This is a genomic window from uncultured Aquimarina sp. (assembly GCF_947500065.1).
Classification (GTDB): domain Bacteria; phylum Bacteroidota; class Bacteroidia; order Flavobacteriales; family Flavobacteriaceae; genus Aquimarina.
Map to the genome: position 1 here is coordinate 108,674 of NZ_CANMQT010000013.1, position 23,268 is coordinate 131,941.

28 protein-coding genes are annotated in these 23,268 nt (G+C 32.9%); 13 read left to right on the forward strand and 15 right to left on the reverse strand.

Translation table 11 applies throughout. From position 1 onward, the window contains the following. Window positions 1-63 precede the first annotated feature (63 nt). From Q0975_RS24810 to Q0975_RS24855, 10 genes are all read left to right on the forward strand, one after another. Window positions 64-918 (forward strand): RluA family pseudouridine synthase, encoded by an 855-nt coding sequence (locus Q0975_RS24810; protein ID WP_299442482.1) that lies wholly within the window; start codon window positions 64-66, stop codon window positions 916-918. Between the two features lie 378 nt (window positions 919-1,296). Next, on the forward strand, window positions 1,297-2,427 hold the full coding sequence (locus tag Q0975_RS24815; RefSeq protein WP_299442391.1) for an AraC family transcriptional regulator: 1,131 nt from the start codon (window positions 1,297-1,299) through the stop codon (window positions 2,425-2,427). A gap of 109 nt (window positions 2,428-2,536) precedes the next feature. Then, window positions 2,537-3,307: a GDSL-type esterase/lipase family protein gene (locus Q0975_RS24820; RefSeq protein WP_299442394.1), complete on the forward strand. Its 771-nt coding sequence runs from the start codon at window positions 2,537-2,539 to the stop codon at window positions 3,305-3,307. Between the two features lie 471 nt (window positions 3,308-3,778). Continuing rightward, window positions 3,779-4,279 (forward strand): lipocalin family protein, encoded by a 501-nt coding sequence (locus tag Q0975_RS24825; RefSeq protein WP_299442397.1) that lies wholly within the window; start codon window positions 3,779-3,781, stop codon window positions 4,277-4,279. Between the two features lie 51 nt (window positions 4,280-4,330). Next, complete coding sequence (locus tag Q0975_RS24830; protein ID WP_299442400.1) at window positions 4,331-4,618, forward strand: 2OG-Fe(II) oxygenase; 288 nt, start codon at window positions 4,331-4,333, stop codon at window positions 4,616-4,618. Window positions 4,619-4,706: 88 nt separating this feature from the next. After that, window positions 4,707-5,144: a MarR family transcriptional regulator gene (locus tag Q0975_RS24835; protein WP_299442403.1), complete on the forward strand. Its 438-nt coding sequence runs from the start codon at window positions 4,707-4,709 to the stop codon at window positions 5,142-5,144. Next, the gene (locus Q0975_RS24840; RefSeq protein WP_299442406.1) at window positions 5,145-6,365 is read left to right on the forward strand and encodes an alpha/beta hydrolase-fold protein; all 1,221 of its coding nucleotides are present in this window, start codon (window positions 5,145-5,147) and stop codon (window positions 6,363-6,365) included. A 187-nt stretch (window positions 6,366-6,552) separates the two neighbouring features. After that, entirely contained in the window at window positions 6,553-7,020 is a 468-nt protein-coding gene (locus tag Q0975_RS24845; protein WP_299442409.1) for a hypothetical protein, read from the forward strand. 123 nt (window positions 7,021-7,143) lie between these two features. Beyond that, entirely contained in the window at window positions 7,144-7,620 is a 477-nt protein-coding gene (locus Q0975_RS24850; protein WP_299442412.1) for a hypothetical protein, read from the forward strand. Window positions 7,621-7,805: 185 nt separating this feature from the next. Next, a complete protein-coding gene (locus Q0975_RS24855; protein WP_299442415.1) occupies window positions 7,806-9,431 on the forward strand; it encodes an amidohydrolase in 1,626 nt (541 codons plus the stop codon). A gap of 146 nt (window positions 9,432-9,577) precedes the next feature. On the opposite strand, the gene Q0975_RS24860 is transcribed toward Q0975_RS24855, so the two are convergent. After that, complete coding sequence (locus Q0975_RS24860) at window positions 9,578-10,348, reverse strand: hypothetical protein (RefSeq protein ID WP_299442418.1); 771 nt, start codon at window positions 10,346-10,348, stop codon at window positions 9,578-9,580. Between the two features lie 116 nt (window positions 10,349-10,464). After that, on the reverse strand, window positions 10,465-11,175 hold the full coding sequence (locus Q0975_RS24865) for a class I SAM-dependent methyltransferase (RefSeq protein ID WP_299442420.1): 711 nt from the start codon (window positions 11,173-11,175) through the stop codon (window positions 10,465-10,467). A 64-nt stretch (window positions 11,176-11,239) separates the two neighbouring features. On the opposite strand from Q0975_RS24865, the gene Q0975_RS24870 reads away from it, so the two are divergent. Then, entirely contained in the window at window positions 11,240-11,758 is a 519-nt protein-coding gene (locus Q0975_RS24870) for a YkgJ family cysteine cluster protein (protein WP_299442423.1), read from the forward strand. A gap of 109 nt (window positions 11,759-11,867) precedes the next feature. Here the strand turns inward: Q0975_RS24870 and Q0975_RS24875 are convergent, their stop codons facing one another. Next, entirely contained in the window at window positions 11,868-12,551 is a 684-nt protein-coding gene (locus Q0975_RS24875; RefSeq protein ID WP_299442425.1) for a Lipl32 family lipoprotein, read from the reverse strand. A gap of 154 nt (window positions 12,552-12,705) precedes the next feature. Here Q0975_RS24875 and Q0975_RS24880 point away from each other — a divergent pair, with 154 nt between their 5' ends. Then, window positions 12,706-13,032 carry a YkgJ family cysteine cluster protein gene (locus Q0975_RS24880; protein ID WP_299442428.1) on the forward strand — a complete coding sequence of 109 codons (327 nt, stop codon included), beginning with the start codon at window positions 12,706-12,708 and terminating at the stop codon, window positions 13,030-13,032. 22 nt (window positions 13,033-13,054) lie between these two features. Here Q0975_RS24880 and Q0975_RS24885 read toward each other — a convergent pair whose 3' ends face one another. The 12 genes from Q0975_RS24885 to Q0975_RS24940 form a co-directional block, all read right to left on the reverse strand. Next, window positions 13,055-13,456: a hypothetical protein gene (locus Q0975_RS24885; protein WP_299442431.1), complete on the reverse strand. Its 402-nt coding sequence runs from the start codon at window positions 13,454-13,456 to the stop codon at window positions 13,055-13,057. A gap of 80 nt (window positions 13,457-13,536) precedes the next feature. Beyond that, on the reverse strand, window positions 13,537-14,184 hold the full coding sequence (locus Q0975_RS24890) for a hypothetical protein (RefSeq protein WP_299442434.1): 648 nt from the start codon (window positions 14,182-14,184) through the stop codon (window positions 13,537-13,539). Between the two features lie 39 nt (window positions 14,185-14,223). Further along, complete coding sequence (locus tag Q0975_RS24895; protein ID WP_299442437.1) at window positions 14,224-15,162, reverse strand: hypothetical protein; 939 nt, start codon at window positions 15,160-15,162, stop codon at window positions 14,224-14,226. A gap of 43 nt (window positions 15,163-15,205) precedes the next feature. Continuing rightward, a complete protein-coding gene (locus Q0975_RS24900; RefSeq protein ID WP_299442440.1) occupies window positions 15,206-16,078 on the reverse strand; it encodes a hypothetical protein in 873 nt (290 codons plus the stop codon). 49 nt (window positions 16,079-16,127) lie between these two features. Further along, window positions 16,128-16,769, reverse strand: coding sequence for a hypothetical protein (locus Q0975_RS24905; protein WP_299442443.1), 642 nt, complete (start codon window positions 16,767-16,769; stop codon window positions 16,128-16,130). Between the two features lie 174 nt (window positions 16,770-16,943). After that, window positions 16,944-18,023: a DUF6620 family protein gene (locus tag Q0975_RS24910; RefSeq protein WP_299442446.1), complete on the reverse strand. Its 1,080-nt coding sequence runs from the start codon at window positions 18,021-18,023 to the stop codon at window positions 16,944-16,946. Between the two features lie 29 nt (window positions 18,024-18,052). Continuing rightward, complete coding sequence (locus tag Q0975_RS24915; RefSeq protein ID WP_299442449.1) at window positions 18,053-19,090, reverse strand: SPFH domain-containing protein; 1,038 nt, start codon at window positions 19,088-19,090, stop codon at window positions 18,053-18,055. A 17-nt stretch (window positions 19,091-19,107) separates the two neighbouring features. Then, window positions 19,108-19,875, reverse strand: a complete 768-nt coding sequence (locus Q0975_RS24920) for a hypothetical protein (protein ID WP_299442451.1) — start codon at window positions 19,873-19,875, stop codon at window positions 19,108-19,110. Window positions 19,876-19,895: 20 nt separating this feature from the next. Continuing rightward, a complete protein-coding gene (locus Q0975_RS24925; RefSeq protein WP_299442454.1) occupies window positions 19,896-20,096 on the reverse strand; it encodes a hypothetical protein in 201 nt (66 codons plus the stop codon). Window positions 20,097-20,207: 111 nt separating this feature from the next. After that, window positions 20,208-20,897, reverse strand: coding sequence for a Lipl32 family lipoprotein (locus tag Q0975_RS24930; protein WP_299442457.1), 690 nt, complete (start codon window positions 20,895-20,897; stop codon window positions 20,208-20,210). 30 nt (window positions 20,898-20,927) lie between these two features. Then, entirely contained in the window at window positions 20,928-21,272 is a 345-nt protein-coding gene (locus Q0975_RS24935) for a zinc-ribbon domain-containing protein (RefSeq protein ID WP_299442460.1), read from the reverse strand. A gap of 182 nt (window positions 21,273-21,454) precedes the next feature. After that, the gene (locus tag Q0975_RS24940; protein WP_299442462.1) at window positions 21,455-21,874 is read right to left on the reverse strand and encodes a hypothetical protein; all 420 of its coding nucleotides are present in this window, start codon (window positions 21,872-21,874) and stop codon (window positions 21,455-21,457) included. 430 nt (window positions 21,875-22,304) lie between these two features. On the opposite strand from Q0975_RS24940, the gene Q0975_RS24945 reads away from it, so the two are divergent. Continuing rightward, window positions 22,305-23,198 (forward strand): hypothetical protein, encoded by an 894-nt coding sequence (locus tag Q0975_RS24945; protein WP_299442465.1) that lies wholly within the window; start codon window positions 22,305-22,307, stop codon window positions 23,196-23,198. The last annotated feature ends 70 nt before the right edge of the window (window positions 23,199-23,268 follow it).

Here is a 23,268-nt window from a genome sequence, read left to right on the forward strand (position 1 = left end):
CACATTTAGTTATACCTTTACATATGACCGTATAAAAAATAAAATATAATTCATCCAACCGAAATTCATATTGTTCCTACGATACCTTCTCCAATTCGATTACAAGAATATGGTGTTGGTATTTTTGTTGTGGCTTTAACGAAATCAGCGTTAAAAAAGGTGCTAAAGAAAAATTTCATTAGGGTTAATGATGTGATTGCTACTTCGGCTACTATAATATGTGGTGGTGAGCGCATAAGTTTGTGTATTCCGGATAAGGTTAATTTAAATAATAGATTGGTTTTTCAGCTTACGGTTTTATTTGAAGATGAGCATTTAGCCGTGATTCATAAACCCGCGGGTATTTTGGTAAGCGGTAATAGTTTTAAAACGATTGCCAATGCCTTAGCTCAAAACATTAAACGAAGTACTCTTCCTGATGCTACAACACCTCAACCCGTTCATCGATTAGATTATGCTACAACTGGTGTTTTGTTGGTTGGAAAAACGAGTAGTAGTATTCGTGTTTTAAATAAAATGTTTGAAGATAAAAAGATCGAGAAAATATATTATGCGATTACTATTGGTGAAATGAAGGATGGAGGAAAAATTACATCAGAAATTGATGGTAAGAAATCACAATCGAATTATAAAGTACTCGAATCAGTTTTCTCCAAGAGATTCGGAAAACTGAACCTAGTGAAATTGAAACCTCAAACAGGAAGAAGGCATCAATTACGCAAGCACCTGCTCAGTATAGTTAATCCGATACTAGGAGATAAGGACTATGGAATAGAGCATCTAATTTTAAATGGCAAAGGTTTGTATTTACATGCGTATTCGTTGGATTTCATACATCCCTTTACACATAAAAAAGTCTGTTTTAAAGATGAATTCACTCAAAGATTTGAGAAAATATTTACTGCTACAATAGAGTAGGATTTCCTCAAATCCCAAGAAAGAACCCTGAGGTTTTCGAAGGTTGATGAACCGGACTTCGACTTCGCGAATGCTGAGCTTGCCGAAGTGCAGTCCTCCCGCATCGACTCCCACGAAACCTGAGGTTCTCGAAGGTTGACGAACCGGACTTCGACTTCGCTCAGTCCTCGGATACTGGAATCCTGAATGTAGTCGAAGTGGTAGTCGATGGGAGAGGTGACTCGAAGGATGAATCACACAACTACAATAATCCCAAAACCAGCAAGACACATGTTGCTCGTTTTTTTATTAAGAGAAATTTATGTTTCTTTAGAAAACGTTTGTAGAAAGTAATAGCAGATACTACATAACTTCATCTGTAATCTCTAATCCCAATCAATGAATTTTACTTTTTTTGATATTTTAATAATTTTGGGGTTAGCATTAAGTTTTTTCTTAGTTGTCTTAATATTTTTTTCAAAGTCTTTTAGAAAAGATGTTCACTACTATTTTGCTACAGCAATCATATCAATCAATTTTTTTCTAATTATTACTCAATTTGAAAGCTTTGTTCCCTCTAATGGAATTTTAGAACTAATCAGTTGGGAGTTTTTATTCCCTTTTGCTTTTATGATGTTTTCATTAAAGGCAATACGGCATCCTTTAAATTCAAATAGAAAAATTTGGTTTTTAAGTATTCCTTTTATATTGTTTAGCTCTTTTCAATGTATAGATTTCTTTTTTGATTTTGATGTTTATGATTGGTTGGTTGGATATGATGAAAACAAGCTGATTTACATTATTGAAGCAAAAACGATATTTTTCTTACTTTTTTCAATCGCGCTCATTGGTTTTTCATACTTTAAAATTAAAAATGCAAACACACTATACAAAGCAGAAAGAAAATGGTTAAAATTAAATAGCTTATTTCTCTCCTTTTTTCTGTTAATTTGGATCCTCAGCGGAGTAATTGACACAATATATGATTTCCCAGTTTGGGAATATCTACTTGTAGTTCTCGCAATCTTTTTAATGATAATTACTTTTTTCGGAGTGCATCATCTCAATATTTCTGAACAAAGAAAGCAAATATCAAAATTAGTAGTAAAAGGTTCTATTCAAAACCATAAAGAAACAATTGCAGAATTAGAATTAGAAAACCTAACCACTTTAAGTTTATCAAAAACTAACAAAAAAATAGAATTACTTATTTCGCTTATGAAACAAGAAAACTATTATTTGGATTCGAATCTTACACGTACTGCAGTAGCAAAAAAGTTAGATATAAGTGAAGGGTATTTAAGTGAACTTTTAAAAACAAACTTACATACAAATTTTAATGATTTCGTAAATGAATACCGAGTAAATCATAGCATCAAAATGTTTCAAAATAAAAAGTTTGACATCTTTACTATTGAAGCCATAGGTTTTGAAGCGGGGTTTAAATCTAAAAGTGTATTTTATAATTCATTTAAAAAGGTCAAGAAAAAGTCGCCAGGTATTTATAGAAAGGAATTAAAAATGTCCTAAAATATCAGGATTACTGATATTTCAATACTTCTCATCAGTTTAAAAGTAGAAATTTAAATCATACTCAAGCGATATTTGTATTTATAAATAAATCGTAAATACAATGACAATGATGATTAAATTTGAAAAAACAGGAATTACCTTTCGTTTAAATACTTTAATTATATTAATAATTACAACCTTTCTTTTTACAAGTTGTGATAATGATGATGATTCCGAACCAAAACCGCTAAGTACCTCTATTAATAAAATAATGTCTTTGGGAGCATCAAGAGTTGAAGGAGCACGTCCCGAATTTGAAAGTTTTAGGTACGAGCTTTGGAAAGATTTAAAAGAAAATAATTGGACTTTTGATTTTATAGGCACACAATTAGATGAAGCTTCTTATCCTGTTTTCAATGGTGAGAATTTTGATATGGATCATGAAGGAAGAGGCGGCTGGACTTCAGGCCAAATTTTGAATGGACTAAATGAGTGGCTTAGTCAAACAGGTTCACCAGATATTGTTCTATTTAGTTCACCAGGTGGAAATGATATTTTGGAAAGCTTAGATTATAACCAAACGATATCAAATATCAATGCAATTATTGATGCTTTGCAAGCAGATAATTCAAATGTAACAATAATCATAGAACAGCCTGCTCAAGGACGTTCTGACTTTATGACGACTGAATTTACCAATGCCTTTAACCAAATTAGACAAGATGTAGTAACAATTTCAAATGAGCAAACTACAACAAGTTCGCAAGTACTCACTGTTGATATGTTTACAGGGTTCACAGATATTTATTTAGCAGATGAAGTTCATTATAATGAAGCTGGTGCGGAGTTTATAGCGACTAGATATTATGATGTGCTTCAAAATATACTTAGTAATTAAAATACTGAAACTTAAATATCTAATTGCTTTAAGTTCGATTTGTATACTTTTTGGTTCGCTTTAGAATACTCTTGCTCCGAACCTTGAGCGTAGTCGAAGCACAGTCCTCGTAATAGAAAAAAACCGTCAATTCGAGTGCTTCGACTTTAGGAGAAGAGTATCGAGAATAGGTTTTTGTAGTATATATTACTATTAAAAGTATTATTCTTTTTCGATAAAACAATTGCCTAAAACCAGCAAGACACATGTTGCTGGTTTTTTTATTAAGGGAAATTTACGTTTCTTTAGAAAACATTTGTAGAAAGTAAGGATACATGAAATTATGTGTTTACAATGGATTGTAAATAGTTACAAATGGAAATAAGAATATAAAAGAAATTTATCCAATTAGGCATATCAACATATCCTAAGTAATTTAAACGTAACTAAATTGATAAAATCATATCTTATATGTGATAAATTATAAATATTATGAAAAGAACATTCTTAATTATTGTTTTAATAGTATTTACTTTTGGATGTAAAAATGACGATGAATCAGATAACCAAAATAATGAAATTTCAATTATTGGAAATTGGAAATTAATTGATTGGTACGATGATACTCCAAAAGATATAAATAACGATGGAGAAGAATCAACTGATTTGTTTTCTCAATGGAATGGTTGCAGAAAACAGAGCACATTGATCCTTTCAAATGATAATACAGGAAAAATCGTATATAATGGAGGGAATAATAACCCAAAATGTCCTCCTGGATTTGATACTGATGATTTCTTTCCAACTCACCCTTGGACCTTCGATGAATTAAACCAAACTTTTACCTTAATGGCTTATGATTATTCAGATTCATATGAAATCATAGAATTATCTTCTGAAATACTTATATTGAAAGGTTCTGGGTTTTTTACATGTTGTGATTCTGAAATCTCTTATTATACTGGTGGTTATTTGAAATTTGAAAGAGAATAAAAACTACTTACAGTAAGGTACTGGTTTGATTTGTTAGGTTTCCATCAAGAGTTGCAACTAACCAGATATTCTGAAGGAGGTTTTTTTGATTGGCATGTAGATTTTGGTGCAGGAGAAATTTCTGCTAGAAAACTAAGTATAACTATGCAGTTAAGTGATGCTGATGCTTATGAAGGTGGTGATTTACAGTTTATGGTAAATAATAAAATAGTGAATGCTCCACGAGAAAAAGGAACAATTATCATTTTCCCATCTTTTGCCATGCATAGAGTTACGCCAATTACCAAAGACACCCGACAATCTATTGTTGGTTGGGTTTCTGGTCCACCCTATAGATAACAGGTTAAAAACATACATCTAAATCTTTACAGCTAGTATATTTGATATATCAAATATATTTATATTTTTGTTTGATATATCAAGTATTATGATTTTCAATAATCCCTCGTCAACTATATTTTACGCTATAGAAGAAGCTATAAAAGCGTATAGGAAATTGAGTGCAAAAGAAATTAAAAAAGTAATCTCAGATATCACCGTAGATCAAGCTTTAATACTTCAAATTATAAGTGAAAATCAAATTACTCAAACGGAAATAGCAGATTTAATATTTAAAGATTATGCTTCCATGACACGTATCATTAGTTTAATGATTAAAAAAGAGTATGTCATAAAGACCGTGAATCAGCAAGACAAAAGAGCGGCGGTATTAAAAATCACCAAAAAAGGAGAAATCTCCTTAAAAAAACTAACACCTATTATCAATAAAAACAGACAAATTTCTACGAACGGTATCAGTCAAACCGAATTAGAACAACTAAAAACTATTTTAAATACAATTACCCAAAACTGTAAAATTAATTAAATGAAAGTACACAAAACAGGACTCGTAATAGCACTATTGATCTTTTGCTTTAAAGGCTATGCACAATTCAATCAAAATGATGAAAAGCAATTAGTGATTGGGAATGTAGATAGTTTGTTTTCCGAAATACTGCAAGAGCAAAGAGAGGTTTGGATACATACACCTAAAAATTTTGACAATACAAAAAAGTATCCAGTGATATATGTGTTAGATGCGTCTAATCAGTTTTATGCTGTTACTGGAATGCTAAAACAATTAACACGGTTAAAAATCCCAAAATCAATTATTGTTGGTGTTACAAATACGGATAGAACAAGAGATTTTACACCTACGAATGTAAAATTTCAACGTGGACATAAATCCGAAACTTCTGGAGGTGCGGGTAATTTCATAAAATTCATAGACCAAGAATTAAAGCCATTTATTAATAATAAATACCCAATAGAAAGCAACAGCACTATTATTGGTCACTCTACAGGTGGATTATTTGTACTGTATTCTTATCTGTATCACGAAGATGTTTTTGATAATTATTTAGCAATAGATCCAAGCCTTTGGTGGGATAAAGAAGACCTAGTAAAAAAGACTGAAAGTCAACTTGCTAAAGGAAATCGGAAAGAGAAATCATTATATATCGCAGTAGCGAATAGTATTGGTAAAACAATGGATACCGTAAAAGTAAGAAAAGATAAATCGGTTCCAACTGAGCAGATTAGAGCGAATCTAAAGTTTCATGATATATTGGTGAAAAATAGTAAAACGCTTAATTTTAATTGGGAATATTTTAAAAACGAAGATCACGGAAGTATTGTAATACCAGCTCAGTACAATGGATTACGATCTATTTTCTCTTGGTTTCCGTTCCCGGAAATGTGGCGTTTTAATACACCAAAAAAATATTCTGTTAAACAATTGATAACCCCATTTTATTCGCATTACAAAAAAATAAGCAGTCATATGAATCGCGAAATAAAGCCCGATTGGGCGCTTGTAAATGATATTGGTTCTTTTATGCTAGAAGGTCATAAGCTTCCCAAAAAGGCATTAGCATATTATGAAATGAATTTAGATTTCCATCCTGATAATTCCAATAGTTATCTAGCATTGGGTAAATTCCATGCAGCGGAAAAAAATAAGGTTAAAGCCATAGAATACTTTACAAAAGCCATTGAGATGGATGGAAACAAAGAAGCTAAGACTGAATTGGATAAAATGAAATAAAATATTTACTGAAATTAGTAGTCAAATAGGATAGTACTCGATAGTGAATTATCCTATTTGGTGTTTTAGAGAGATACGTTAAAAAGCGAACACCCAAAATTCCGTTATGTGTTCATCTGAAAATTTATTATATTTAAACCTACTACTATATTCACACACAAATCATTAACTAATAGTACGCTCAGCCATGAAATTATCTGACTTAATTGATGAAAAAATATCCAAAATTCGATTTAACTATACATTCAAAAATGAACATGGAATGCAAGAATTTCAATCTCAGATTAGATTGTCAAACGGTAAGATTGTCCTATTACCTAAGCATCCGGACGATAAACTTAATTTAATTGAAGATTATTCAAACAATAAAAGTGTCACCTTTGATAAAGCCCAAAGATATGGACTGACATCAAGGCTAATGTTCAGGAATAAACAGATAAAAGATATACATTTTAGATTTTCGGATAACGAACACGTAATGGATTCCAGCGCAATACTTGAGTTAGATAATGGAAAGTTTATAACAGAAAACAACTATGGTCCCAATGGGCTAACGGATATAAATTTAGTAATCATGAACAAAACTCAATTCCAAGAGCTTGCTGATGATGAAATCCAAATACGATCCCTTCGGAAAGATATTTTGAAAGGTTAATGATAGATGTATGGTTGTAATTTTATATAGGAATTTCCATTGCACTAATTACCTTTAACTATAGTGGGAGTCATCATATTTTCTCATAAGTAATCATACGTAATTCGTTATCTATTAATTAAAATGAAGAAATTAACACCCATATTTTTACTAATAACTATAGGGTTTAGTAGTTGTTTTGATTCTTCTCCTTCACAATCAAATATACTCGACAGTGATGATTATGATTCCAAAGAGGAACGAGTAGAAATTCTAAAAAATGAAATCAAATCTTTTAGCGACTTTGAGAATGCAGCATTCGAATTGTTTAATGTCAATGGGTTTTCGAATAGTAGAACCATGCTTCCAGGAGCATCTTCATGGGATTACAAATTTGTTGTTAAGATAAATCCATCTGAAATCGGTGCATGGACAAATGGAATGATAAAGACCAAAACTAAGTACCATGATGATGAATGGATGAAAAAAATAATTGAGGATAGAAAAGTAGAATGGCAAACAACAAGTGATCCAGAGATATATACTCGACAAGGAGAAAATGTCCTGATGATAGTGTATAGGTCGGAAGGAATTATCTTTAAACGTATCATAAATTTATAATTGAAAAATAAAAAACGTGACAATGGTTATAAAGCATCACGAATCAAATCACTACTACCCTTCAGAACAGAAACATTAGAATGACCCTATGCACTTCCTACAAAAGTTAAGAATTTGATAAAAACCTGATATCATCATTTTTATCTTTATTTTTATCTCATAACACATTTCAAACTCAACATATCATGAAAAAAGTACTTCTATTATCCCTTAGTACATTCTTTTTTATCTCTTGTCAGCAACCTAAAGAAGCAGCAGATTTGCTGGTTTTTAATGCTACTATATATACTGTAGATGATAGTCAGCCAAAAGCAGAGGCTTTTGCTATCAAAGATGATAAGTTTATCTCAGTAGGTAGTTTAGAAGAATTAAGTAAAGCATATTCGTTTACAGATTCTGTGGATGGACAAGGCAAAACGATTGTACCTGGTTTAATCGACGCGCATTGTCATTTTTATGGATTAGGATTACAGCAACAAAAAGTAGATCTAACAGGTACCAATAGCTATGATGAGGTATTGGCGCGTATCGTAGATTTTCATAAAAAGAAGAAAGTCTCTTTTGTCACAGGTCGCGGTTGGGATCAAAATGATTGGGAAATCAAAGAATTTCCAACCAAAGAAAAGTTAGATAGCCTTTTTCCAGAAACTCCAGTGGCAGTGACTAGAGTAGATGGTCATGCTATGTTAGCCAATACAGTAGCGTTAGATTTAGCCAAAATAACAAAAGATACACAGGTAACTGGTGGTGAAATCATCAAAAGTAATGGAGAAATAACAGGTGTATTGATAGATAACGCTATGGATCTTTTGGAATCCATTTTTCCAAGACCTACAGTGTTAGAACAAATAACGGCACTAAAAGATGCTGAGAAAATTAACTTTAGTTATGGATTAACAACGGTTGATGATGCTGGATTAAGTCCAGAGGTTATTGTGCTAATTGATAGTTTACAAAAAGCAAATCAGTTAAAAATACGTATGTATGCGATGGTAAGTAATGTACCTTCATATGTGGATCATTATCTAAAAAAAGGAGTTCATAAAACAGATAAATTAAATGTTTCTTCTTTTAAGGTGTATGCAGATGGAGCTTTGGGATCCAGAGGAGCAGTGCTTAAAAAAACATACTCAGATAAAGATGATCATCACGGAGCAATGGTAATTGGTGTGGATGAATTTAAGGAATTAGCAAAAAGGTTAGCAGGTTCTCCTTTTCAGATGAATACACACGCGATTGGTGATTCTGCCAATGCGGTAGTGATGAAAACGTATTATGAGGTGTTACAAAATAAATCAGACAGAAGATGGCGTGTAGAGCATGCACAGGTAGTATCTCCAGAAGAGTTTGATATCCTTAATGACAATCTGGTGATGAGTGTACAGCCCACGCATGCTACGAGCGATATGTATTGGGCTGATGAGCGATTAGGAGAAGAAAGAATCAAAGGAGCGTATGCCTACAAGCAATTATTAGAAAAAACGGGAAGAATCGCGTTAGGAACTGATTATCCAGTAGAAAATGTAAGTCCGTTTTATACATTTTATGCAGCAGTAGCACGTAAGGATCTAAAACAATATCCCGCAGGTGGTTTCCAAAAGAAGGATGCTTTAACCAGAGAAGAAACCTTAAAAGGAATGACAATCTGGGCTGCCTATAGTAACTTTGAAGAAACAGAAAAAGGAAGCATTACGGCTGGTAAATTTGCTGATTTTGTGATTTTGGAGGAAAATATCATGGAAGTTAAGGAGGATAAAATCCCGAACATCAAAGTAAATGCAACCTATGTTGGTGGAGAGAAGGTGTATTAGTTTTTGAGTATTTGAGTATTTGAGTTGGTGAGTATGTTAGAGCTCTTCGCTATGAGATATGAGCAGTGGGTTGTATGGTTTTTGTGCTACCGATTTAATCTGATTTGATTACTACATACTTTGTACTTAATACTGCCATCTAAATACTAACGTCCTCCATTCGCTTGTAGATCGGCAATACAGAGTGCGTCTAGTTCCGGAACTCCGTTTCCTAACATATCCATCATACCCATTTCGAATTCTATAGCGGATTCCATTAAACAACTTTGTACATTGCAATGACCTCTGGATGCGGTATTCTCATGTTGGGATTGCAATGAGGTACCAATGTTTACCAAACCTAATAAATGTGCAAATTCGTGATTCAATGCAGCAGCTTCTATCGTAGACAACATAGGAGCATTGGGATTGCTGCTGATAGCACGAAGCGTTTCTTCATAAATGACCATAGAAGTATTTAAATACGCTGTGCCTAGCGTCACTCTGGTTGTGGTATCTTCATTATTAGAACCATCTGCAAAATAAATATATACTGTTATCTCGTCTCCCTCGTTAAATGCTGTTCTTGCAGTAGTTTCGATTTGTTTTATCTTTTCAACATTAAATGGTGCTAATCCCGAAGAAGAAACTGTACGTTGATTGATCGTAATACCATCTGGTTTAAAAAGACGTTTTTCTAAAAAGCTTTTAAAAGAATTTACCGCTGCTGTAGTAGGTGCAAATCCCTGAACTGATACAATTTCCACCGTTAATCCTCTATAATTAGTATCGCTTAACAAGTCATTAGCAGAAGCTCCTAAAGGTTGTGTGTTAGGAGATTGGCCATCAGCAATAAAAGCGTTTTCGTCATCATCAGAACACCCAACTAAAACGAGTGACGTAAATAACAAAATGGTCAACAGCTTTGTAAATTGCATACTTTTATTTTTTGAATAGTTAGTTAATTCCTGATTTTTGTTGAAAAAAAGGAACCTTTTTTATTCATCAAAGATTATACCATAAGGGTATATTCAAGAACTAATATGTTACTATTTTATTGTGGCATTAGTTTAGCCAAATAATCATTATTCTCTCCTTGGAATACAAGCTCACAAAGAAATCCATTAGCATTGGCAGCATTTTGTAATGTATTATAATCTACATACAACCAATCAAACCAATCGGACACTAATTTTTTATAGGTTAACTGGTACTGCATTTCTCCATAATATCCTGCTGAAGCATCTACCCAAAAACTCCCATCATCCTCAGTAAATAAGTATGAAATATCAGAAGAATCAATTAGGATCTGACCATTGGGTTTCAATAAATTTTTGACGTGTGAAAAAAATCTATCGATATTGGTAAGCTTTCCTATGATTCCGCTTCCATTCATTAAAAACAGTAGTGTATCATACTGTACTTCTTTAAGATTAAAAATATCCTGAATAGTTGCGTTGGTAATGCCTCTTTTTTTACAAATTTCTATTGCTCCTTCAGAAATATCGATGGCATGGACGTTCAGTTTTCTGTCTTCTTGAAGAAATAAACTATGACTTCCTGCACCAGAACCTACATCTAATACATCCCCAAAAGCTAGTGCTAATGCTTTTTGCTCTATTACAGGCATTTCCGTATAGTTTCTAAATAAATAGGGGACTGGGATGGTGTCATCATCAAAATCCGGAGCTTGTACTATAATATCTTCGCTATACTTTTTATTATAAAAGTCTTTAATTGCTTCTCCGAAAACATCTTTACTCATCACATTTGTTTTTTAATCGGGAATAGAAATTTTTTAAAACTCTATTATGAGTTAACTTTGCGATATGCAAGAATTCATAGATCAATTACCGAAACTGGCCAAAGATACACAGAACGAGAATAAAAAGTATTTTGCAAAGCTTAAAAAGAAGCCGCCAAAGAATTTAGATAGGTTTATGCAAGATATACATACAAAGGAGTTTCAGAAAACAGATTGTTTGGAGTGTGCGAATTGTTGTAAAACTACAGGGCCCTTGTTTACGGATATTGATGTAGATCGAATTTCGAAGCATTTAAAAATGAAATCCATTCAGTTTGAAGATCAATATCTGAAAAAAGATGGAGACGGTGATTTAGTCTTGAAGGAAGTACCTTGTGCTTTTTTGGCTGCAGATAATTATTGTTTGATTTATGATGTGAGACCAAAGGCGTGTAAAGAGTTCCCGCATACAGATCGAAAAAAGTTTCATCAAATTTCTGATTTAACCATGCAAAATTTGGCTGTTTGTCCAGCTGCGTATAATATAGTAGAAAAGATGAAGGAGTTAATGCCGTTAGAACATAAAAGTAACAGACGTGCATAGTCTAGTTTGCTCTTTATTAATTATTTATAGTTATACTATAAAACAATTATCCCTACACTTTTATTATTAAAATGCAGGGATAATTATAAGTGTGTTTTAGGTATTTATTTTATAATCCTTTTTTTAACTCTTCGATAGTTTTTGCCATCGCTACGCCTGGTAGTTTGATTGGAGCTGCAACTTCTGCAAGAAAAGTACCTTTTACTTCACCTTTTTTATAGGTCGTAAATCCAATACGATATAAGCCAACAGTTAATGCCTTAAGTGGATCACCAACTTCACTTTTATATCTTAATAAAGAATTGTAACTACTTCCGCTAGGTTGTTTAGGCATTTCACTACTATCATCATTACGATCCAGTGTAGTCCAGTTAGCATTCTTTACAGCATCTTCACTAATTTTATCTTTGCTAATAATATCTGAACGCTCCAGAGTAATATAGGTGTCAAAATACTCATCAGAACTTGCGTTTTCTTCATAAGCTTTAGACTTAGTCGCATTTTTTACTTTGGTTTTTCCTACTGGTGATTTCATTCTTACACCAAGTTCTGTTGCCACAGCAGGTACCCACATATAAATGTAGTAAAACTTTTTTCCATCTTTTACTTCGTCTTCATTTCCAGGAGAAGCATATCCAAGATAAGATACAACCTCTGTGTATGGTACTTTTATGGTTTTTGGACCAATCTTTTTTTCTATTGAGCTACCGAATTTTTTTAGTTTCTGTGCTTGAGAGTCAACAGAAGTACCTAAAGTAAATATACTTAGTAAAAGTAAAATTTTTATTTTCATGTTTATGGTTATTGAAGTTATTGATTAAATTAAACACACTTATTTTTTTGTTAAAAAAGAGTATCAAATATGGAGGTTTTTTAATTGTAAATCACATTTTTTTAACGTTTTTTTACTATAAAATTTTTTAATAGTTTATTCGAAAATATCCTTGTTGGTCATTATAGTTTTAGTTCGAATTTCGAAGCATTTAAAAATGAAATCTATTCAGTTTGAAGATCAATATCTGAAAAAAGATGGAGACGGTGATTTAGTCTTGAAGCAAGTACCTTGTGCTTTTTTGGCTGCAGATAATTATTGTTTGATTTATGATGTGAAACCAAAGGTATGTACCGAGTTCCCGAATACAGATCGAAAAACGTCTCATCAAATCTCTGATTTAACGATGCAAAATATAGCTGTTTACTCAGCTGCGTATAATATAGTAGAAAAGATGAAGGAGTTAATGCCGTTAGAACATAAAAGTAACAGACGTGCATAAGTATCAGTCTTATTTCTTCTAGTTATAGAGACTTTTTATTGACTAAAATTTTAATGTATTCATCATATTTAAATTCTTTAAGTTGGATTTCATATTTTTTCCAAAATATGAATCTACCATGATTTCTGGTGGTAACTTTATATTCGAAACCATCCTCTCCTTTTACAATTTTAGAATATTTAAATGAATTAAGTTCTTCTTCTGATTTTGTGTCATCATTACTATATATGGATAAGGATTTCTCTGCTTTTTCATTCTCAACAGATAGAAGAATGTAAACAGATGCTTTTGTTATTCCGTCTAAAGAATTCTTGTGTGAAAAGGACATTGGCGATATAGACAACCCGTCTTCAAAAACGATTGTTGTTCCGCGTTTAATTTTAAGAATAGATCCGTATTTGATTTTTGCTGGTTTGGTATCCATTGGTTGGTTCTGTGTATGGGAGAAACAGCTAAAGAGTAGTATATAAATGAGCAAAATTATTTTAAGCATACTGAGTATTCTTAATTATACGTTTCAGAAAAATAATCTGCATCCAATATATATTCTGCTATGACTCTTAATACTATTTGTTTCATTTCTAGGTCTAAAGCTTCTTTAATTAAGACTGCTTCGCAATCCCCATGTGACACGAAATACAGTGTTGGCTCTCCAAGTTTATTCATTTGTCCAGGATGCGCAATCACCCAGTTCTGACCATAATCTAGTATTCCTTCTGTATCTGCAACGGTAAATCCTGCTTCTTTTAGAGAATTTATAAACTCTGCATTTTCTTCTTCGGCTTCTTCTAATGCTTCGTACTCCCAACTTTGTTCTACAGCAAATCCATTTTTCTGAATTCCGTTAAATCCGAGATACCCTCCACCAAGAGATTCCCATGAGATTCCGTTATGTACTTTCGCTAGATCCAACCAAGATGTAGGGCCTTTTTTTGCAATAAGTGGTGCTTGACATTCTAATATTACTTCTTCATCATCATATTCAGCATGCTGAAAAGTAAGTAACAGTTGGTTGTTCTGGACTTCAGCTTTTAAAAATTGCGTTATGATGTTATCCAGAATTGTGCGATCTTCTTCATTTTTAATCATAAAGCTTAGATGCTCACGAATTACTTCTTTATTTTCTTGTCCACCGATTAGATGTTTCCACATAGTTGTCATATTTTGATTTCTGTTTTTTTTAATGAATTGTTATAAAGGAAGTTTTGCCATAATATCGAGTGCATCAGGATGATTAGGATCTAATTGCAAGCATTTTTGACAAGCTAATTGTGCTTTTTCATGATTATCAGAATCAAAAGCAAGCCTAGCCAGAATACCATAGTTTTGTGCGGATGGTTCAATCTGAATACATCTATTCATTAGTTTGATAGACTTTTTGAAATTCCCTTGACTTGCAAGATGTCCACTATAGCCTCTCATTCCGTTTGTGTATTGTGAATCCACAAGATAGGAGAGTTGTCCAAAAAACTCACCTCTTTCAGGCATTGTTCTAGCTACTTGAGTAATCATCCCCATATTGTTGTAAGGGTTAGGATTTGTAGGGTCGACCAGCATGGCTTCATAGAATTTGTCAGCGGCATCATCAAAGTTTCCCTGACCAAATAAACCGTTTCCTTCTTGTTTAATTTGCTCAGATTGGTCACGATCTGGGTTTCTTTTTATAATTGATAAGTCATCCAGTTTATTTGCAATACGAGTTAACTTATGATCTCTTTTTACACTCAGAAGAAGTACTTCCATCGTTGAAGGCTCTTTACCGGTGGTTGTATTGAGAAATAATACCCCCTCAATTGAATGAAAAGGACCTTTGTGGGATTCTTTACCTACAAAAGCAAATGGAATTAAATCATTTTGATCCCAAAACCAAAACGATAGTAAATCATCTTTTAAAAACTCGTCTTGTCCATCTACCCAAACAATATCTGCAGAAGATATATTGATTTCGCATAGTTCAGAAATATACGAAGTGATCTTATATCGTAGTGGTTTGCCAATTGCAAAAAAATCAAAAAAGAAAATGGGTTGTATACCTGAAATACCCTGCCAGCTTTCATTTTTGGAAGTTTCAATTTGATGCGGTCCTATATGCGCCCTAAATGATTTAGAAAGCTTTTTTAATTTTTTCATGGTTTTTATTTTCTAAGTTGTATTAATTTAGATTGAAGTATGATTAGCGATAAAACTGCCAAACTCCATTTTTACGACCTATTATATTTCTATAGGTAATACGTTCCCATTTGCTATTTTGCGAAGTACGTATTAACGGAGAACCGTCTGCACGACGTAGATCGCATAATCTTCCATTACCTACTGAAGTAGCGGTAAATGATAAGGTGTCTATATCATCAAATTGCCAGATTTCTTTTTTAGAACTTTTTAAAAGGCCTTCTCTTAACTCTTTCGTCCTAATCGCAACCTTTATTTCCGGGTCAATTGCAGATAAATCTTTATAAATTGGATCAAATGCAGTAACAATTTCATCTATATTTTCTACTTTCTCTAAACTCTTATAAAATGATTTAGCAAATGCAATAGCTTCTTTATGACTTTCTGGATCAGATATTATATCGGCATCTAGCCAAGACCAATGTGGTGTATTATTTTTTAATTCTATTTGTTTATGCACAGGTTCATTATTATTGTTAGTTTCAATCAACAATAAAGTTTCGCCGCCTTTTCCGTCTGCCCAATCTCTTTCAGCATATTTTACGAATCGCACCCATATTTTACCCTCTTTAGAATCTGGGTAAACTGATACGGTATTAATGCCAGATAGCACATGAAGACTCGCATGTTTATGAATCATTTCGAATTTCCCTCCAGAAGTAAGTTTTCCGATCGGAATATCGTTCAAACGTATTTCTGCAGTATTTCCATCTCCATAACCTTCTACATATAGGAATTCTTCCTTTGCTTGAGAATGCATTTGTGGTGTTTCTTTTTGACAATTTTTAGTGTCTGGTCTAGAACTAATAAAACTAAGTAATAGAAAAGGTAGGAATAGGAAATGAATTCTGGTATTTATAGTTTTTTTTATTTTCATGGCTTTGTGGTTATTGTTTTGCCAAAGTGTACATACATCGTATTTAGATTTAATCGATGATTTCAATAAATGCTTCTTCCTCTTTAGTAAGACCTGGTATTTCTGGTACGGGTGCATAATGCCCGCTTAAGGTAGAAAGCACTTCTCCGGTTTCTTTGTCTATTTCTTCTTTAGAGAAGCCTCCACCTAAGTATGGATCTCGAGCTGAAAAATCTACCAGATAATTTTTTTCTTTTTCATAAATAATGGTTGGCGAATACCGTATTCCTTTATGGAAAATATCAGTATTAGTTCCGTTAGGGTTCATTAAGAAATTAATGACTTTTAAGTGTTCTGATGTTGGTTGATAAAAAGTAGTGTTTTCTCCATCATTACTTACGCTACTTTTGGAAACACTTTTTGAAGGAAACTCTACGAGGATTCCCGAATAATAACTACTGTTTTTTGGAAGATATAGTATGTTATATCCTAATTCGACTAGTATTTTTTGATCACTTGCTTTTACAGTAATAAAATGGAAATCATCTTTTTTGACGTCTGATGTTTCTTGCTCTTTTATTTTTTTTAACGCTAAATCAATAATATGATCTCTTCCTAATTCAATTAATCTTTTTACTTCTTGATTTGGTTTCGTGTTTTGAGAATATGTCATTTGCATACATAATATGATTAGTAAAAGGACTGATTTCATTTTTTTGAATTTGTTGTATTGATCGTCTTTTTTTTCTAGCGTTGATCATATGGATTAGAAATATACTATTATTTCATAAAACAAATGACCCGATTTCATCAAGTGTTAACTATATCTAATGTCATGGAATTTATTGATAACCATCAGGTCATTGTCATCTAGAAATCAATAACCCTAGAAATCTATATCGTCTCCAGCTCCAGCTGTAGCAAATTCAGCATTGTATTTTTCCATTAGTTCTCCCATTTTTAATGCCATACGTGTATCAGTTGCCATTTTTGTGGACCATTGCGCTCCAATAGAACTCCAGTCAGTAACGTTAAGTCCGTATTCATTAAGTATAGAAACGGCATCTTTTCCTTGTGCTGCGCCCATATTTTGGTGACACATGATTTTTATATATAGCTCGAAATCTTCAGTAACTTTTTCTAGAGCACTTCCGCCAGTTGAAGCACTTGTTGCTGATGTTTCATTAGTTCCTGTTGATGCGAACTTTCCAATATCAGAATTCATAAATGCATCACCGTATACTTTTGATATTGCGAACGTAGTATCCTGAGACATTCTAGCAGTCCACTCTGCAGAAACTTCATCCCAAATAGGTTTTTCTGTTCCGACTACTTTCAGAACATCCTCTAGATCCATCCCACCTGCGATTTTTGCATTTGCAGCAGCCCAGGTTTCCATATCGATTCCGTTTATTGGATCTAGTAATCCACCTTCTGAAGCAGCTTCTATATGAGCGTCCATTTGTGCATCAAGTTTTGCTTTTTGTTCCTTCAGAAAATCATCAGCAGTATCTAGTGCTTGTTCTTCTGCAGAATCTAATAGTGAAACTCCCCATGAAAAATGTTTTTCATGAGAAAATCCATAGTGTTTAATTTGAGTATTAAATTCATCTGGATTACTATGCTGAAGCGCCTGAATAACGGAAAAATTTTCTTTAGCAACACTATGAGAAAGCTCTTGTACTTGTTCAGGCATTTCGAATCTGTTTGCGTATCCATACCTTCTGATTCCTGATCTAAATTGACTATTAAGATCTACCCAATGTGGTTCGTTTAGATTAGGTTTGAAAGGCCATAGATCACATGCTTCATCTTCTTCGATATCACGAAAAGATAAATCTGCACAAGGCCAGGTAGTATAATCATAACTGTGCCAATCCATACGATCTATAACTGTTAGATATTCTCTGTATTCATCTTTTTGTTTTCCTGAAACGTTTTGATATAATTCATTTACGCTACTCATAATATTATATTTTTGTGATTAGTTTTTTATTAAAATTGAGATAATATATCTTGTTTTTTCTGTTTGTATTCTTGCTCATCAATAAACCCAGCATCAAACATTTTTTTTAATTTTTCGAGTTTTTGCATGGGATCATCTAGGTTTGGTTGTGCTGGTGGAGGAGTATTTTGCTGTTGTTGTGGAGGTTGTTGTTGATTTTGACCGTTCATCATATTTCCCATCATTTGTCCCATGCCAAGACCAGCGCCCATCTGCATACCAAGGTTTCCGCCACCTTCGTTTTTTGCCATGTTTTTAAGTGCTTCCAGTTGTTGATAATCTTGATAGCTTACACCAAGTTCTTTCATCGCTTGTGCTTCAGCGCTCATATCCGCAATCCTGCCAATTCTTGTTTTCGTTTCTTCGTCAAAACTGGTTCCTTCTATTCTAAAATCAAGAAGTTCGAAGCCTAATTCATTAAAGATGCTTTCGCATGAGGTTTTAGAAAATTCAGCAATCTCATTGCGATGCTTGTCAATGTCAACGTAACTAAAGGATGCTTTGGCAAGAAAATCACTTATAGGTTGAGTGATTCTTGATAAAATCACTTTTTGTATTGCCTTTACTGGGTAATAATCTTCACCGGCAATTACATTAGTGAAAAAGTCAATAGCCTTAGTAATCTTAAATGAAAAGTTTCCAAAGGCGCCTAATCCCACCGGAAAATTATAGACAGGATCTTTATAGGTTATTGGAGAAGGAGTTCCCCAACGAATGTTTTGCATTTCTGCTTTTCGATAGAAATAGATTCCTACTTTATGGGCAGATTCAAATTTATACATGATGTTTTTGATGGTCGTCCAGAAAGGAATATTACCAGTCTTAAGATCATAAAGTCCTTCTTCTTCAAAAAAACCTTCTACTTTACCTTCATATACAAAAAGACATCCTTGTCCTGGTCCAACAATCAGTTTTGATGCGTTTTTAATTTCATCACCATTTTGAGTCCATTTCTCAAAAAGAGTATCAGACGTTGGATTTTGCCACTCAATAACTGAGCGTAATTGATTACTAAATGAATTAGACATGTTTTTCTTTTTTTGATTTATGAATAATTGATTATCAATGACATTTTTGCTGTGAGATCTTTTTCATATCGATCCTGATAATCAGGAATGATTTCGACCCTTTTCTTTAGAAAGGCTTCTATGTATTTTCGATATTGGTTTACTAGTTCGTCTTTGCCGAAAACATCCCGATCTTTTAGGTAGTTCTGAAATTTAAGTTGTTCATATTTTAAATAATGTTCGAGTGCGGCTTCTTCTCCTAATGCATTAATAGCAAAATGTTCTATATTCCTCGCTTTTGTTCCTGGCTCGAATGTATTGACGGTTTGGCAATAATCGCAAGTACTATAATATGACCTGAAAAAATTATTTTTAACGGGTAGTTTTGCTTGGCATTGGGTACAGGAAAAGTCTTTTGATAGTGTTTCTTTTACGGTAGCCAGTAGTTTTTTTGCTGCTTCCGAAAAAACTCGAACTTCATATGATTTTAATTCCTGATCTAGGTCATGTTGTAGTTGAAACCCTTTATTTCGTTCTTTGATGAATTGAACAGAATCATCATCTAGATGTGTGTCTAAAAAAGTTTCTTCTACTTTGTCAAACCAGGTCGAATCTATTTTAGAAATGAGATCAGAGGCTTGTGTGTATATTCCTTGCCAAGCATTATGGAACGTTGTAGTTTCAAAATCAGTAGCTTCAAACAGTAATGGTAGTGCAGCTTCTGTTTTACTGAGTACTTCGTGAAATCGATCTTCAATTTTGGTAAGAAAAGTATCCCATCTGTTTTGTGTTGCTGTAAAGGACATCTTAATAGGTTTATTAGGTTTTAGTAAAATTGGTTTTCGCAGAAATCACAGTATTTAAGATCTGTATCACTAGGTCTGGCAGCACCACAGCTTTTACATTTTTTGGTCTCAAGACCTGCGTTTGTTTCTTCGTGTTTTTTGGTAGAAGCAATAGCATTACCTAATATATCATCAAGAATACTTTTCTTTTCTTTTTGATTTTTTTCCGCGTCATCTTGCATAACGTAAGTGATTTAGTTGTGGTTGTTTTAGAAAGAAGAAGTGAAAGAAAGTTATCCCTATGTTTTTTGAGCATAGGAATAACCATCCAGTTTTTGTTTGTTAGGAATATATTATTTGCTAAGTCCTGTTTTTAGATCTTTAATGGTTTTTGCCATTACTACACCTGGTATTTTTATTGGAGCTGCAACTTCCGCTAAGAAAGTACCTTTTACTTCTCCTGTTTTATACGTAGTAAAACCTATACGGTATAACCCAACAGTCAATGCTTTTAAAGGATCATTGATGTCACTTTTATATCTTAACAAAGAGTTATAAGTACTACCACTTGGTTGTTTTGGCATCTCTCCACTATCATCATTACGTTCTAGAATAGTCCAGTTGGCACTATCCACTGCGTCTTGACTGATATTAGCAGTACTAATAATATCTGAACGTTCTAGTGTGATATACGTATCAAAATAGTCGGCAGATTTTGCATTCTCTTCGTATGCCTTTGACATCGTAGCTTTTTTAATTTTGTTTTTCCCCACAGGAGACATCATTCGCACTCCCAATTCTGGAGCTGCAAGCGGTACCCATACGTAGATGTAGTAGAATTTTTTTCCATCCTTTACTTCATCTTCGTTACCTGGAGCTGCATATCCAAGATAGGATACTACATCTGTATAGGGTACTTTGATAGTTTTTGGTCCTATTTTTTTCTCGATAGAACTTCCGAATTTTTTTAGTTTTTGCGCTTGTAATGTTGTTGAAGTTCCAAGTGCGATAATGCTTAATAGAAATAAAATTTTTGTTCTCATAATTTGATAATTTGCGTAATTTAAAATTGTTTATTTAGTTAAAAATGGTAATATGGATATCAACATAATCAATAATACTACGAGGATAATGCCGGTAAAGTGATACCAAGGAATTTTGATTTTATTGTTTTCGAAGTGTTCGAAACTAGAGATCAATTCCTGGTTTTTAAATTCTTTTTTCTCAAAAGCACCTTTGCAGTGACTACATACTGAGTAGACTTTTTTCCAAAGTGGAAAAAACGGAATCCAGAATACGTGAAAGTATTTTCTATATCCCTGAATCCACATTTGATTTTTTGTTTTGCAAAAGGGACAGCAACCTCCATCAAGTTTTGCAGGATGGATGGTAGAAGAACTTGTTCCGAATATAATCATGGCAAATCAATGTATGTTAGATATTCTTTTAGTTTGAAACTTTACTTGAGTTAGGAATAGGAGAGAGAATTCAATCTTAAAGAAAGGTTTCTTTCTCTCTCCATTCTTCAACTAACTAACGTATTGTGTAAAAAAGGAATGACCTCTTTTGAATAGAATATTACTTGTTTGATAATCAGTAATTAGTATGGTAAAAATGATAATACAATCATTGCTGCACCAACTATCAAACCGATAATTCCAAGTTTTCCTTGTTTAGGAGCTAATTTTGCTCTTAGTTCGTTTGCTTTTTCTTTTGCTGCTTCATTTTTGGATAAGAAAAATTTATTGATAAGCCCAAAACCAAGCATAAAACCTAGTATTGCTTCGATAAGACTTCCAGAAAGATAGGTTGTCCAACGAATCGGAAATGCGGATAACCAACTTAATCCTAAAATTGATGAGATGACTCCCCAAACTCCTACTATACAGAATACTAATCCAATCCATCCTTGGTACGGCTCGATTTTTTCTAAAAGTTCTTTTGCGTTAGGTTTTTTTGAAAGCAATAATGATGGTACTGCTAAAATGCTTAATAAAATTAATGAGATTCCCCAGATCATATCTTTATGGTTTTATAGGGTTAGTAATTAGTTTAATGCTATACGTTTTGATATATTGTTTCTCAAAACCTACAGTACAAAGATGTGATATATCTGAGCTGTACGGAACACCCTTTCTGGTGAAAATGACCACCCTGAAAACAGTGAGGAAAGTTTTTTGATAAAGCACTATTTTGCAGTCGTGAATAAATCATTATGGTATAGAAACGATAAAAAAATATTCATTCCGAAGAAGCGCCTTGAAAAATACCTTACTCTTAAAGCAGATAAAAAAAACTAATTATAACCGTATTATTTCAAAGGGAAATATCTGTATTAGGTTAAAGGTATAAGTCAAAGTCAAAGTCAAGGAAGCCTAATTCATGGTAGAAAAACCACAGTATAAATTAGTGTCAGAAAGAGCATGGAAGATCTAAAAAAAAAACAAACTATGAACACCATAAAAATAATAATAAACGCTCATGGTTACGCTGATGATTATGAGGAAAAGGTAATCAAACAGGAAAAAATAGTAGGTAAAGACCCCGTTGATAGTCAATTAACAGAAGTAGATTTGAAAAACGCACTCCAAACTATAATTACTTCTGTAAGAGAAATAAAAAAGTTATATCCGGATGAACAGGCTGATGTGATGTATCATAATGACAATAGACTGGAACAGATTAAATTCCAAATAAAAATTAATGAAAAAGATAACAATAGCTATAGTTTAGAAGAAGAGTCATTCTTTAATAAAGTGGCTGAGTATGATTCACTTTCTCTACTTATTTTAGACTATTGTCAGGTAACAGATAATGGTGAAGAGGGTACAAGGGTTTGGATTCCTGAAAATGATAGTTATGTATCCCACCCGGTAGGTACTTATGCTATTTTAGCACTGGTCAATCAAGATAAAAAGTGGATACCTAAGTATATTGAGTTTTTAAGAACTAATGATTTAGATCATGAAGTTGAGCAAATGTGGCATATAAAAGAGATTATTGAAAAATATAATTGGTGTGAAGAAACCTGTCGTTTAGCTATTGCCAGAAATATAAGCTGTTGCGGTCAAGAAGGAAGACAACAATTTAGAAGTTTAATGACCGAAGGCCTCGAAGAATATCTTAAAAAAGAAGAAAATCGAACTGTGTTTTTTGATAATGTATTAAGAGAGTTTCAAGAATGGGATGCTGTTGAATTTAGATTAAAAGACGGGTCAAAAAAACACTATTTGGATTATGTTGTATCGAATGTGAAAAAATTCAAAACTGCCCTTACAGAAAATCAAATCAATAAAATTGAGATCATATTATTACAAAAATGGGATGCTTGTCATAAGAACTAATTCCTGAAATTTTAATTCACTATATATTAATTATATCATGTACTAAAATCTCGTTCTTTTTTTTATTTTT

Coding starts and splice junctions, on each gene's coding strand:
- Q0975_RS24815 (WP_299442391.1), top strand. CDS start 1,297: ATGAATTTTACTTTTTTTGATATTTTAATAATTTTGGGGTTAGCATTA.
- Q0975_RS24820 (WP_299442394.1), top strand. CDS start 2,537: ATGATGATTAAATTTGAAAAAACAGGAATTACCTTTCGTTTAAATACT.
- Q0975_RS24825 (WP_299442397.1), top strand. CDS start 3,779: ATGAAAAGAACATTCTTAATTATTGTTTTAATAGTATTTACTTTTGGA.
- Q0975_RS24835 (WP_299442403.1), top strand. CDS start 4,707: ATGATTTTCAATAATCCCTCGTCAACTATATTTTACGCTATAGAAGAA.
- Q0975_RS24840 (WP_299442406.1), top strand. CDS start 5,145: ATGAAAGTACACAAAACAGGACTCGTAATAGCACTATTGATCTTTTGC.
- Q0975_RS24845 (WP_299442409.1), top strand. CDS start 6,553: ATGAAATTATCTGACTTAATTGATGAAAAAATATCCAAAATTCGATTT.
- Q0975_RS24850 (WP_299442412.1), top strand. CDS start 7,144: ATGAAGAAATTAACACCCATATTTTTACTAATAACTATAGGGTTTAGT.
- Q0975_RS24855 (WP_299442415.1), top strand. CDS start 7,806: ATGAAAAAAGTACTTCTATTATCCCTTAGTACATTCTTTTTTATCTCT.
- Q0975_RS24860 (WP_299442418.1), bottom strand. CDS start 10,348: ATGCAATTTACAAAGCTGTTGACCATTTTGTTATTTACGTCACTCGTT.
- Q0975_RS24865 (WP_299442420.1), bottom strand. CDS start 11,175: ATGAGTAAAGATGTTTTCGGAGAAGCAATTAAAGACTTTTATAATAAA.
- Q0975_RS24870 (WP_299442423.1), top strand. CDS start 11,240: ATGCAAGAATTCATAGATCAATTACCGAAACTGGCCAAAGATACACAG.
- Q0975_RS24875 (WP_299442425.1), bottom strand. CDS start 12,551: ATGAAAATAAAAATTTTACTTTTACTAAGTATATTTACTTTAGGTACT.
- Q0975_RS24885 (WP_299442431.1), bottom strand. CDS start 13,456: ATGGATACCAAACCAGCAAAAATCAAATACGGATCTATTCTTAAAATT.
- Q0975_RS24890 (WP_299442434.1), bottom strand. CDS start 14,184: ATGTGGAAACATCTAATCGGTGGACAAGAAAATAAAGAAGTAATTCGT.
- Q0975_RS24895 (WP_299442437.1), bottom strand. CDS start 15,162: ATGAAAAAATTAAAAAAGCTTTCTAAATCATTTAGGGCGCATATAGGA.
- Q0975_RS24900 (WP_299442440.1), bottom strand. CDS start 16,078: ATGAAAATAAAAAAAACTATAAATACCAGAATTCATTTCCTATTCCTA.
- Q0975_RS24905 (WP_299442443.1), bottom strand. CDS start 16,769: ATGAAATCAGTCCTTTTACTAATCATATTATGTATGCAAATGACATAT.
- Q0975_RS24910 (WP_299442446.1), bottom strand. CDS start 18,023: ATGAGTAGCGTAAATGAATTATATCAAAACGTTTCAGGAAAACAAAAA.
- Q0975_RS24915 (WP_299442449.1), bottom strand. CDS start 19,090: ATGTCTAATTCATTTAGTAATCAATTACGCTCAGTTATTGAGTGGCAA.
- Q0975_RS24920 (WP_299442451.1), bottom strand. CDS start 19,875: ATGTCCTTTACAGCAACACAAAACAGATGGGATACTTTTCTTACCAAA.
- Q0975_RS24925 (WP_299442454.1), bottom strand. CDS start 20,096: ATGCAAGATGACGCGGAAAAAAATCAAAAAGAAAAGAAAAGTATTCTT.
- Q0975_RS24930 (WP_299442457.1), bottom strand. CDS start 20,897: ATGAGAACAAAAATTTTATTTCTATTAAGCATTATCGCACTTGGAACT.
- Q0975_RS24935 (WP_299442460.1), bottom strand. CDS start 21,272: ATGATTATATTCGGAACAAGTTCTTCTACCATCCATCCTGCAAAACTT.
- Q0975_RS24940 (WP_299442462.1), bottom strand. CDS start 21,874: ATGATCTGGGGAATCTCATTAATTTTATTAAGCATTTTAGCAGTACCA.
- Q0975_RS24945 (WP_299442465.1), top strand. CDS start 22,305: ATGAACACCATAAAAATAATAATAAACGCTCATGGTTACGCTGATGAT.